Annotated in this window: 10 protein-coding genes; 3 read left to right on the top strand and 7 right to left on the bottom strand. The window is 72.7% G+C overall.

What is annotated here, in order from left to right; genetic code table 11:
- Positions 1-217: 217 nt before the first annotated feature.
- The gene (locus ACH4U8_RS11455) at positions 218-1,471 is read left to right on the top strand and encodes a cytochrome P450 (protein ID WP_360320179.1); all 1,254 of its coding nucleotides are present in this window, start codon (positions 218-220) and stop codon (positions 1,469-1,471) included.
- A gap of 82 nt (positions 1,472-1,553) precedes the next feature.
- Here ACH4U8_RS11455 and ACH4U8_RS11450 read toward each other — a convergent pair whose 3' ends face one another.
- The 3 genes from ACH4U8_RS11450 to ACH4U8_RS11440 form a co-directional block, all read right to left on the bottom strand.
- Positions 1,554-2,321, bottom strand: coding sequence for an enoyl-CoA hydratase/isomerase family protein (locus tag ACH4U8_RS11450; RefSeq protein WP_360320331.1), 768 nt, complete (start codon positions 2,319-2,321; stop codon positions 1,554-1,556).
- Positions 2,322-2,481: 160 nt separating this feature from the next.
- Positions 2,482-4,692 carry a hypothetical protein gene (locus ACH4U8_RS11445; RefSeq protein WP_395777138.1) on the bottom strand — a complete coding sequence of 737 codons (2,211 nt, stop codon included), beginning with the start codon at positions 4,690-4,692 and terminating at the stop codon, positions 2,482-2,484.
- A 45-nt stretch (positions 4,693-4,737) separates the two neighbouring features.
- Positions 4,738-5,403, bottom strand: coding sequence for a TetR family transcriptional regulator (locus ACH4U8_RS11440; RefSeq protein WP_395777136.1), 666 nt, complete (start codon positions 5,401-5,403; stop codon positions 4,738-4,740).
- Positions 5,404-5,717: 314 nt separating this feature from the next.
- Between ACH4U8_RS11440 and ACH4U8_RS11435 the strand changes: the two genes are divergently transcribed.
- On the top strand, positions 5,718-7,499 hold the full coding sequence (locus ACH4U8_RS11435; protein ID WP_395777134.1) for a glycoside hydrolase family 3 protein: 1,782 nt from the start codon (positions 5,718-5,720) through the stop codon (positions 7,497-7,499).
- A gap of 93 nt (positions 7,500-7,592) precedes the next feature.
- Here the strand turns inward: ACH4U8_RS11435 and ACH4U8_RS11430 are convergent, their stop codons facing one another.
- The 3 genes from ACH4U8_RS11430 to ACH4U8_RS11420 form a co-directional block, all read right to left on the bottom strand.
- Entirely contained in the window at positions 7,593-9,017 is a 1,425-nt protein-coding gene (locus ACH4U8_RS11430) for an MFS transporter (RefSeq protein WP_395777132.1), read from the bottom strand.
- A gap of 204 nt (positions 9,018-9,221) precedes the next feature.
- Positions 9,222-9,782, bottom strand: coding sequence for a DinB family protein (locus ACH4U8_RS11425; RefSeq protein ID WP_395777130.1), 561 nt, complete (start codon positions 9,780-9,782; stop codon positions 9,222-9,224).
- 184 nt (positions 9,783-9,966) lie between these two features.
- Positions 9,967-10,356 (bottom strand): helix-turn-helix transcriptional regulator, encoded by a 390-nt coding sequence (locus tag ACH4U8_RS11420; protein WP_395777128.1) that lies wholly within the window; start codon positions 10,354-10,356, stop codon positions 9,967-9,969.
- 301 nt (positions 10,357-10,657) lie between these two features.
- Between ACH4U8_RS11420 and ACH4U8_RS11415 the strand changes: the two genes are divergently transcribed.
- On the top strand, positions 10,658-10,954 hold the full coding sequence (locus ACH4U8_RS11415) for an STAS domain-containing protein (RefSeq protein ID WP_395777126.1): 297 nt from the start codon (positions 10,658-10,660) through the stop codon (positions 10,952-10,954).
- Between the two features lie 19 nt (positions 10,955-10,973).
- Here the strand turns inward: ACH4U8_RS11415 and ACH4U8_RS11410 are convergent, their stop codons facing one another.
- Positions 10,974-11,450, bottom strand: a complete 477-nt coding sequence (locus tag ACH4U8_RS11410) for a DUF6328 family protein (protein ID WP_360320203.1) — start codon at positions 11,448-11,450, stop codon at positions 10,974-10,976.
- Between the last annotated feature and the right edge of the window lie 496 nt (positions 11,451-11,946).

Below are 11,946 nucleotides of genomic sequence, written 5' to 3'. Positions count from 1 at the left end.
ACCCATGGCACCCACCACCGGTGCCGGGGTCGGGGCCGGGTTCTCCCGGCCCCGACCCCGGTGCCCCCGGGACGGGGCTGGATCACACCTGCGCCCGAACGCCCCGCCCGACAACCGCAGACACCCTTCACCGTCGACCGCCCGCGCCAAGGGCGGCCGATCGATCAACGCTGTGCCGAGTCGTCAGTTGACCTCGTGTCGAGTAGAAGGAGCCGTCGTGCAGTCTTCCGCGTCCACCACCGTCATCGACAGTCGAAGTGTCGTCGCCCTGTTGTCCCGGCTGCGTTCCGTGGCCGGCCAGGCGGATCCCCTGCCGCTGTACGCCAGTCTACGGGAGATGGGCGACGTGGTGCCCGCGCCCTGGGGCGGCTTCCTGGTGGTCGGCCATCGTGCCTGCGACGAGGTTCTGCGCAGCCCCGATTGGCTCGCCCTGGACCGGGCCTGGCGGGCGCGACAGACCGACGGCTCGCGGTGGTCGACACCCTCGTCGCGCGAACTCGAACAGACGCTGGTGGCGCTCAACCCGCCGGAGCACACCCGGATCCGCAGATCCGTCAACAACATCTTCGACCGCGGCACCCTGGAGACACTGCGCCCGACCGTGCAACGCGTGGCGAACACCCTGCTGGACACCCTGATCGAGCAGGCCGGGGACGCGGACGCGGACTTCGCCGAACTCGTCGGCGAACAACTGCCGGTGGCCACCGTGGGACATTGGCTCGGCCTGCCGCCCGAGGACTTCGACCTGCTCCGCGCGCTCACCCACGCGCAGGCGTACGCCCAGGAGTTGTTGCCCACCAAACGCCAACTCCGGGCGGCGGACGAGGCGGTCGGGGGGCTGCGCGAGTACTTCACCGCGCTGGTCGCGCGCCGCCGCGCCGCCCCCGGCGACGATGTGATCTCCCAGTGGTTGCGCGCCTGGGACGCGTTGGAGCCCGATCGCGAACTCGCGGACGAGCACGTCTACTCGCTCGCCATGTTCGTGGTGATCGCGTCCCTGGAGACCACCTCCACCCTGCTGTCCACGATGGTCTGGACCTTCGACCGGCATCCGGCGCAGCGGGCCTGGCTGGGCGCCCACCCGGCGGCGCTGGCCGACGCCGTCGAGGAGGTCTTCCGATACGACCCGCCGATCCACGTGACCACGCGCTATGCGAGCAGGGACCTGGTCCTGGCGGGCATGCCGATCGGCCGCGGCGAGGTCGTGCACACGATGTTGGGTGCGGCCAATCACGACCCGGACCTGACGCCCGACGCGCACGCCTTCGACATCACGCGACGAGCCCGGCACATCTCCTTCGGCGGCGGTATCCACTACTGCATCGGGGCGGGCCTGGCCCGCCTGGAGGCCGGTGTGCTGCTGGAGGCGATCGTACGTCGCCTGCCCGCGCTGCGGGTGGTGGCGGAGCCGACGTGGGAACCGCGGCTGGCGTTTCGCCGGATCACCCGGATGCCGGTGAGCGTGCGCTGAGCGAATCGCCGGCGGGGTGGTCGCGGCGGTGTGCCGCGACCACCCCGCGGCGTCGACGTGCGACCGGCGGGCGGGTGTGCGCTCAGCGCGCGGTCGCCGCGCCCAGGAACGCGGACAACATGTGGCCGTCGAGCATCGAGAGATCGCCGAAGCGGTCGCTGCGGCTGTAGGCGTTCATCAACGTCTTCGACGCGTGCAGGGCCGCGACCGGCCTGCGGACGACCGGCTTGACCCAGCGGCTCACCGCCGCGTCCAGTTCGGAGGCCGGCACCACCTGATGCAGGATCGACAACCGGTGTGCGGTGTGCGCGTCGAACGCGTCGGCGGTCAGTACGAGTTCGCGGATCCGGGCGGCGCCGACCTCGCCGATGAGTCGAGCCATCGCACCGCCCCACGCGGTGGGCAGTCCCAGGGCCAACTCGGGCATCCGGAACCGTGTCTCGATGTCGCCCACCCGCAGGTCGCAGAAGATCGCCAGGGCCAGCCCCGCCCCGACCACCTGGCCGTGCACCCGCGCGATGGTGACCGGATCGGCCGCGGCGAGCCCCTCGCACACCGCTCGCGCCTTCTCGCCGATCCGGCGCACGGCCGGCCCGCCGGGATCCTCGGCCGCCAGCCGTAGCAACTCGCCGCGATCACCGCCCAGGCAGAACGAATCACCCTCCCCGGACAGGACGAGCACTCGCACGTCGGTACGCTCCCGCAGGTCGGCGAGCACCGCCAGGAGGTCGTCCAACATCTGCTCGTCGAGCGCGTTGCCCCCCTCCGGCCGGGCCAACCGCACCTGCAATACCGCCCCTTCGAGGCTGGTGCGCACCGTCTTCAGATCCAGCGAGTCCACGAGGGTGATCCCTTCCGGTCGCGAGGGGAAACGCCGCCGCACCACGCGGAAGCCCCCGTCGATCACCAGATCGTCGCATCGATGATCACGCCTTGAGGAGCCGAATCCACGCCATTCGAGGGCGCGCCACCGGAGCATCCAGGCCACCCCGCCGCCGACCGCGGCCCGCTCACCCCGCCGTTCCCGGCCCCGGCTCGCGGGTGGCGGCGGCCGCGGCGGCGAGCAGTTCGGGGACCGTGCCGGTGAAGTCGCGGACCAGGCGGGCGGTCACCGCCCAGGCGTCGCCGCCGGGGCCCAGGTGTTGCTCGACCAGGGCGGACAGTCGCTCGGCCACCTCCGCGAGGGCCACCGGGTGGGTGTACAGCGCGGCCAGGATCATCGCGGCGCCGCGCCCCTCGTGCAGGAACTCTTCGGGGGTGACCAGGCGTTCGGTGACGCAGCGGGCCCAGTGCGCGTTGTCCTCGCGGGCGATGCTCGCGCGCATGTCGCCGCGGCGCAGTGCGGCCAGGGCGAGTACGCGTGATCGGGGCGCGAGTTGGGCGACGCACGCGTTCGGGGCCGTTTCGATCAGCGCGAGGGCGACCGGTTCGGGGACGGCCGGGTGGGCGGCGAGCGCGCCGACGGCGTGCCGCGTCACGGTGCCGCGGGCGAGCGCCTTGTGCACGTCGTCCCACGGTATCCGGCCGCCGATCCGGGACTGTTGGGCGATGAACCGCGGGAGGTAGTCGCCCAGATCGCCGGTGGTCTCGCGTCGGGTGACGCGCTCGATGTGGTCCAGGACGTCCTGCGCGGTACGGGCGGAGCCGAGCACCTCGCCCAGGCGCAGCCGCGACTCGAAGGCGTGGCCGGACGCCGCGGCCGAGTGCACCGCCGCGCGCAGCAGGTCGAGCCGACCCGCCTCGGCCAGCCGTCGGTAGGCGACCAGGGTCGGACCGGTACCGAGGTGGTCGACGCGGGCGAGGGCGGCCAGGACGGTCTCGGGGTCGCGCGCGAACACCGCGAGTTTCGCGTCCTCCACGCGTGGGTCGGTGTATCCGTGCGAGGGGTCGTGCCGCGGCAGCGCGTCCAACGTGTCGAGCGGCGCCGCCGCCAGGGGCACCGGTTCGGTGCGGCCGGGGGCGTGTGGGGTGCCGGACCAGATCGCGGCGCGCACGTGCGCGGGGATGTCGGGTCGGGCCAGGATCGCCGCGTTGACGCGTGGGTCGTCCAGTCCCAGCAGTGCCGCGCGCAGGCCGGCGTGCTGGGCGTGGTTCGCGGCCAGCAGCGGCAGTCGTTCGGGGGCGGTCGCGGCGAGCGTGTCCACCAGGGCCGCGGCGAGCCGGCCGGCGAACGGCGTGGTGAGCGTCCGGCCGCACAGGGCGGTCGATACGTCCTCGTCCAGTGCGGCGACGATCGCCGCCGCCGCGCGCGGATCGGCCTGGCGCAGCAGCACCGTCACCGGGGAGCGCACGCTCGCCGCCTCGTGCCCGGGGGTCGTCGGGCAGTCCCGGGGCGGCCCGATGCCGGCGGCCTCGTCGAGGAGGTCGGCGATGCTGCCGTGGTACGGCGAATCCGCGTGCAGCAGGGAGGTCGCGGTGCGCCAGCGCTCCGGGTCGGTGCCCAGCGCCGCGCGGACGGTGCCTCGGAACAGGCGGACCAACTCGGCGAGTTGCCCGGACCGCACGGCGGGCAGGCGGTTGCCGGTCCGGGTCGCCAGGTCCTCGACCAGTTCGATGGCCTTGGCCGCGTGCGGGGCGCGGAAGATCAGGTCGTGGGCGGTGAATCTGCCGGTGGCCAGGCCGATCCGGGCGGCTCGGGTGTGCGGCGGGCCGGGTGTCTCGTGGGCGAGCACGGCCAGGGCGGTGTGCCGCGGGCAGGTCGGCACGGCGACGATCTCGGCGCTCACCGCGGGGCCCCAGGAGGCGACACAGGCGAGGTCGGCGGCCCGCGCCCACTGCGCGGCGGTCCACGACTCGGGGCGACAGGCGTGCAGTTGCCGCCACTTGCCGAACGTCGGCCGCAGGGCGGCCCGGGCCATCGTGTGCATGGCATCGGGAGCGTTGCCGGCCGGTGGCTTGGTCCGGCTCTCGGCCCCGGCGCGGCGCAGGTGTTGCGGGGTGTCGAAGCGTCCGTACACCTGGGCGCGCACCTCGTCGGCCGGGTCCTCGGCCAGCAGCGCGAGGGTGCCCGCGTCCAGGGGTGCGTTGCGCACCAATCGCGCGCGATCGGCCGCCGGTGCGTGGCGGGCGATCCACGCGGCGACGGGCGGGGGCAGCGACAGATCGGTGTTGGCGAGGAGCTGCGGGCCGATCTCCGGGAACAGTCGGCGCATCGCGGCGTCGAGCCGGTGTCCCCGGGAGTCGTCTGTGGCATCGAGTAGAACCAGCAGCGATTCGATCACGGCCCCACCCTGCCGGCCCGACCGCGACGCCGGCTGCGGTACCGCTCAGGAACTTCGGCTCGGTCCTGTCCGAGGACTCGACTCGGTGTCGCCCGCAACCTCGGCTCGGTCCGTCGTGGGCAGGACGTCGCGCAACGCGGCCACCCAGGCGGCTGCCCCCTCGGTGCCGCCGTCGACCACGACCCGCCGGGTCAGTCCCGCGAGCAGTGCGCCCAGCGCCCTGGGGCGCAGGTCCTGGTCGGGGTCGACGCCCAGTCGGGCGGCGGCGATGCCGACCGCGTCCTGGGCCAGCGCGTCGATCCGCAGGATGGCGAATTCGTGCACGGAGCGGATGTCGGCGAAGCGGCGGCGGAGTTCGCGTCGGCGGACCATGGTGCCGGCCGGCTCGTCCGCGGTTCCGTTGGTATAGCCGTCGAAGGCGTGCGCCAGGGCCGCCCACAGGTCGAGGTCGGCCGGCGCCGCGGCGAACCGGTCGACGATGTGCCGGCCGAAACCCCAGCCGAAGAGCAGTGCTTCCTTGCTCTCGTAGTAGCGGAAGAAGGTGCGGTGCGCGACGTCGGCCCGGGCGCAGATCTGGTCGACGGTGGTGCCCTCGAAGCCGCGCTCCTCGAAGAGATCCAGGGCCGCGGTCCGAATGGCGTCCCGGGTCTGCGCCTTCTTGCGTTCGCGCAGTCCCGGCCCGGTCGTCGCGGCGTGCGTCTGCTCGCGCATGGTCCTCCCATTCGATGCCGTCCGAATGCCGGGGCGGGCTTCGTGACGGTGTGTGGCGGCTTCGTGGTCGCGGGGGTTCGGGGCCCGGGGTTCGGGCTCCCGGATTGCAATCTTCCCCACCACAGAAGTTTGCACTACTGTCATCTGGCAGTTGTGCCACTTATCGGGGTCGGTGCAGGTCCACCCCCGTGGACCCGTGTTCCCCCGGACGGAGCGAGGGCGGGTCGGCCCGGACCGCCCGTTCGGCAAGCGCCGGCCGCGGTCCGAAGCACCCCACACCCGCCCCCGATCACCACCACGAGGACTGATCCACCATGCTCCGCACGCTGCGCCACCACGACGGCACCCGCTTTCGCGACCTCAACCACAACGGGACCATGGAGCCCTACGAGGACCCCCGGCTCCCGATCGACGAACGCGTCGCCGACCTGCTGGGCCGGATGACCCTGGCCGAGAAGGCCGGCCTGATGTGCTGCGGCCGGATGGTCCCCGGCGACGGCGCGCGCATCCCCACCGGGGCCGAGTCGATCGGCGAGCGCGGCGTCAACACCTTCGGCCTCACCGCGATGCCCGCGCCGGTCGAGATGGCCCGGTGGAACAACCACGTGCAGGAACTGGCCGCCGCCACCCGGCTGGGCATCCCCGTCACCCTGGCCTCCGACCCCCGGCACGGCTTCACCGAGAACCCGGCCACGGCGTTCACCGGTGGCGCCTTCAGCCGCGGCCCCGAACCGATCGGCCTCGCGGCCACCGACGACCCCGAGCTGGTCCGGGAGTACGCCGCCGCGATGGCCGCCGAACTGCGCGCCGTCGGCGTGCGCGTCGCGATCCACCCGATGGCCGACCTGGCCACCGAGCCGCGCAAGCCGCGCACCAGCGGCACCTTCGGCGAGGACGCCGACCGCGTCGCCCGCATCCTGGCCGCCTACATCCGGGGCATGCAGGGCGAGCGTTTGGGCCCGGACAGCGTCGCGTGCATGACGAAGCACTTCCCCGGCGGCGGCCCCCAGGAGGGCGGCGAGGACCCGCACTTCGCCTACGGCACCCGCACCGTCTACCCGGGTGGCAACCTCGACTACCACCTGCGGCCGTTCGAGGCCGCGTTCGCGGTCGGCACCGCCCAGGTCATGACGTGCTACTCGATTCCGGTCGGCACCGCGCTCGCCGAGGTCGGCTCCTCGTTCAACCGCGACGTCCTCACCGGCCTGCTGCGCGACCGGTACGGCTTCGACGGCGTGGTGTGCAGCGACTTCAACGTGCTCACCGGCATGGAGATCCCCGGCATCGTCGCACTGCCGCCCCGCAACTGGGGCGTCGAACACCTCACCATCGCCGAACAGGCGGCGATGATGTTGCACGCCGGCGTCGACCAGTTCGGCGGCGAGACCCGCACCGACCTGATCATCGACGCGGTGCACTCGGGCGCCGTCGAGGAGAGCCGCATCGACGCGTCGGCCCGGCGCATCCTGCGCGACAAGTTCCGGCTCGGCCTCTTCGACGACCCGTACGTCGACCCCGAGGCCGCCGAACGGGTGGTGGGACACCCCACCCGTGTCGAGCTCGGCCGCCGCGTGCAACAGCGCTCCCTGGTCCGCCTGACGGGGGAAGTGTTCGCGGCGGAGCCGCGGCGCCGGCTGTACGTGGAGAACATCGACCCCGAAGTCGCCGCCCGTTACGGCACGGTGGTCCAGCGACCCGAGGACGCGGACTTGGCCGTCATCCGGATCGACGCCCCCTACGAGCCCCGCGAGGGACTGCTGGAACGCCACTTCCACGCCGGCTCCCTCGACTTCCCCGCCGGCGAGGTCGAGCGGCTGGGCAAGCTGTGTGCGACCGTACCCACGGCGATCGACGTCTTCCTCGACCGCGCCGCGATCCTCACCGAACTCGCCGGTTGTGCCGCCGCCCTCCTCGCCGACTTCGGCGCCGACGACGACCTGGTCCTGGACGCGGTCTTCGGCCACGCCCCCACCCCCGGCACGCTGCCCTTCGACCTGCCCTCGTCGATGCGCGCGGTCGAGGACTCCCGCGAGGACATGCCATTCGACACCGGCGAACCGCTGTTCCGCTGCGGACACCCGCACTCGACCCGGTGACGACACCCGGCGAACGTCCCGACCTCCGGTGAATCGAACCGCCGCCGTGCCGGCGCACACCCGCGCGCCGGCACGGCCCGCCCGGGTCGGGGATCAGGAGGGCGTTCGGGACGGCCGGCGGAGGGAGTCGCGCGTCTCGACACCGGCCGGGTGGGTCGCGGTGCGCGGGATCGCCGCCGCGGTGAGCGCCGCAACCAGGGACGCGGCGGCGGCGAGCGCGAAGACGATCCGGTAGGCGTCGAGCGAGGCGTACGTGACACCGCCCGCGCCCGCCGGCAGCGTCACCGTCACCGTCGTCAACACGACGGTGACCACCGTGCTGCACAGGGCCTGGCCGATCGTGCGCATCAGCACGTTCAGGCCCGTCGCCGCCGCCGTCTGCTCCGCCGGCACCGCCTGGATCACCAGGGTCGGCAACGCCGAATACACGAGCCCGGTCCCCACCGAACACAACGTCGCCCCGGCCGCGATCGTCCACATCTGCTCGCTGGTGAACACCCGCACCACATACGCCACCGCGATCACCAGCGCCCCGGCCACCAGCGTCGACCTGGCCCCACGCGCGGCGGACAACCGGGCCGACACCGGCGACATCAGCACCATCGTCAACCCGCCGGGCAACAGGCACAGGCTCGCCACCAACGCGGACGCCCCCAGGCCGTAACCGGTCTCCTCGGGCGCCTGCACCAACTGCACGGTGGCCAACCAGTTCGCGTAGAAGGCGAATCCGGTCACCAGGGCCGCCAGGTGCGGGAGCAGGACCGTCCGGCGGGCCGCCAGTCGCAGATCCACGAGCGGCTCGCGCACCCGCAACTGATGCCGACCCCAGACCGGCAGCACGAGCAGGCCGGCCGCGCCGATCCCCAGCACCGCCGGGCTGCTCCACCCCCAGTCCTCCCCCTTGGACACCGCGAGCAGCACGCCCACCAGGCCGGTGGTGAGCAACAACGCCCCCACGATGTCGAAGCGACCGGGGGTACGCGCCGACGACGACCGCGGCAACACCCACCACGAGAGCACCGCGCCGAACACCCCCAGGCCGGTCGTCACCCAGAACAACACGTGCCAATCGGCGTGCTGCACCACCACCGACGCCAACGGCAGCCCGGCCGCCGCCCCGATGCCCACCGTCGAACTCATCAGCGCGACCGCCGAGCCGACCCGGTGCGGCGGCAGTTCGTCGCGCAGGATGCCGGTCGCCAGCGGCACGACCGCGGCCGCCGTGCCCTGTAGCGCCCGCGCGGTGATCAGCACACCGATGTCGGACGTCAGCGCGCACAGCGCCGAGCCGAGCGTCATCACCACGAGCGCGCCGACCAGGATGCGCCGCCTGCCGTACATGTCGCCGGCCCGCCCCAGCACCGGGTTGAGCACCGCACCGGAGAGCAGCGTCGCGGTCAACATCCAACTCACCGTGCCCGGTGACGACCCGGTATCGCCGGGAAGCGCGGGCAGCAGCGGCACGATCACCGTCTGCATGAGGGCCATGAGGGTGCCGCCGAAGGCCAGGGTCGGCACGATCAGACGGGAACGAAGACCTGACGAAGGTACGGCGGTTGCCACGAAACGGCTCCCGAATCCAGGGGCCGCCAACCTAACTGACGGCCCGTCAGATCAGTTGTGTCACGATCTCCCACCGAACGCCGGCACACGTGACGGACATCGCACCTTCGAGCCGCCCCACCGACCCCGCCCCCACCGTCGGCGGCGCGCAGCCGCCGATCACACCCCGATGGCCCCGTCGATACGTTCGCGCAGCAGGTCGGCGTGGCCGTTGTGCCGGGCGTACTCCTCGACCAGGTGGATCAGCACCCAGCGCAGCGAGACCGTGCCGCGCCACGCGTCCTCGCCCGCGACGTCGAGGTCGGGCGCCTCGATCGTGAAACGCTCGGCGAAGGCGACCTCCGCACGCCAGAGCGCCCAGGCCCGCTCGACGACCGCGTCGTCGGGCACCGCGCCCTCGAAGTCCCCGTCGGGGTCGGTACGCGAGGAGAAGTGGGCCGGCGCGTCCTGCCCGGCCAGGACCTCCCGGAACCAGCGGCGCTCCACGTCGGCCAGGTGTCGCACGATCCCGAGCAGCGAGAGCGTGGACGGCGGCACCGATCGCCGGGCCAGGTCCGCACCCAGGCCCGAGCACTTCAGTTCCAGCGTCGAGCGCTGGGCGGCCAGGACGTCGGTCAGGATGGCCCGCTCGTCACCCGTGGTGGGGCCCTCGAATCGACGGTTCGTGGCAACGCCGACGAACAGGTCGCCCCGTCGGGTCGGCTCGGTCGTCTCCGTCATGGTCGACCCACACAATCCGCCCAAACGGGCCTCGGGACTCGGTGTTCTCGGGGTTCGGCCCGCGCGGGGCTCGGGGTTCGCGGGGTTCGGCCCGCGCGGGGCTCGGGGTTCGCGGGGCTCCGGATTGCCGGGGCTCGGCCTGCTCGGCCCGCTCGGCCGCGAACCCGGGCGGCCGGGGCGCTGCTCAACCGCCGGAATCCCGATCCGCATCCATCCGGTCGCGCCTGCCGAACCGCCGGTCGTCCTCGTCGGCCGCGTCCGGGTCCGTACCGCCGGCGGACTCCGGTGCGGGCAGGTCCAGCGCATCGGCGACGGCCCGGCCCCGATCGGCCGGATGCCGCACCTCGGTCCCGGGCACGACCCGGTAGACGTTGCGCCGGCCGCTGCGCTGCCGGGTCAGATATCCGCCGTGCTCCAGGTCCGCCAGGATCGCCTGCACGGCGCGTTCGGTCAGCAGACACACGGCTGCGATGTCACGCACCCGCGCCCCGGGATCACGGGCGATCGCCGAGAGCACCCGAGCGTGATTGGTGAAGAACGTCCACGAGGGCCGGGACTGCTCCGCATCGCTCATGCGCACCATCATAGGCTCGACCATTCCGGCAACTCGACACACGAATTGCAGTTCATGAATTCCTTGACGTACGTTCGGTGGCCATCGATCCTGGAGACGACGCAACCGCCGGCCATTCGCCCCGGCCGAATCCACCCACCGCCCCGAACGACCATCCAGGCCCGACCCGCCGTGTGATGGAGGGAAGCCCGCCATGACCCCACGACGCCCCGGTTCCCGCCACTCGCCGCACCCACCGGGCCGCCCCGGGACTCACCGAAGCCGCCGTCGGGAGAGCACGCGGAAGCACCTGCGCATACGGGTGATCGTCGCCGACGACCGGGTGCTGCTGCGGATCGGCGGCGAAGTCGACATCGACACCGAAGCGGATCTTCGCCGCGCCCTGGACCGGGCATTGGCGACGGGGGTGCGGCGGGTGGACGTGGACATGCGCAACCTCACGTTCTGCGACAGCACCGGCCTGCACGCCCTGCTCCGAGCGCGGTCCAGGGCCCTGGAAACCGGGACCCGACTCGGTCTCGCACCCGGCGACCGGCTGCGCCGTCTGCTCGAAGTCACCGACACCGCACACCTGTTCACCCCACTCGCCTTCCCATGACCGGCCGTGGACGGGCAATTCACTCCGCCGCTCCACCGCGCCGGAGCACCAACGGCAACACGAGCCACCAGCCGAGGAACCAGACCGCGGCCGCCGCGGTGAGCAACGCCGCCGTCACGTCGTCGGTGGCCACCCGCAACAGCAACAACAACGAGCAGCCGATCGTGCAGGCCAACAGGCCCACCCCTGCCGGAACAAGGTGGTTCGCCACCCGCACGAGTCGGGGCTTGCGGTGTTGTCCCGTGACGGCGCGATGCAGCGAGACGACGGACACCAGGACACCCATCGAGGCCGCTCCCAGGACCACGGCGGCCACGTAGAGGCCGTTGTCGAAGTCGCCCAGGGTGTCGAACTTCGGGGTGAACACGACGCTCAACAGGAAGCCGAACAACACCTGCGCACCGGTCTGTACAACACGCACCTCCTGGAGAAGTTCGATCCAGCGCCGATCCGCGCGCTCGTCCGCGCTCTCCCCCCGACCGTCCCGCTCGCTCATGGCGTCCCTTCGTCGGCACCTCCGCGTGTGCGAGACGACTTCCCCGACCATCGCCAGGGCACACCGGGCGATTCCTCGGATCGGCCGCCGACCGGGCAGGCTCGCGAGGCCGAGGCCGTCGAGCCGGCCGACGGCCCGCGACGGCACCTCTCTCCGACAGGGGGTTTCTCCCCGTCATGAGGGGCAACCCCCCTGCCCCGTAGGGGAGTCCCCGTACCCGCGTACCGTTCTGCGCCGGACCGGACCGGTTTTTCCTCCTCCTGTGGTAGCCCGACTAGGCCGACGGGCTGATGCTTCCGTCAACCCGCAGGGCGACGCGGGCCGCGGCGTCTTCCTGTGACCATGGAGTCGACCCGAGATTTGTGCCGCCCGGATGCCCGGTGGGCCACTCGATCCACGTCCGGTTGCCACCGGACGTGTCCCGCTCGTCGCGGACGCGCCGGCTCTCCCGGCCCGCGACGACGGGCCCGCGCCGGATCGGCCGGCCCTCCCCCCG

Source organism: Embleya sp. NPDC020886 (genome assembly GCF_044333915.1).
Classification (GTDB): Bacteria; Actinomycetota; Actinomycetes; order Streptomycetales; family Streptomycetaceae; genus Embleya.
Note: the sequence above shows the minus strand (reverse complement) of the source record. Positions and strands in the feature narration are given on the sequence as shown.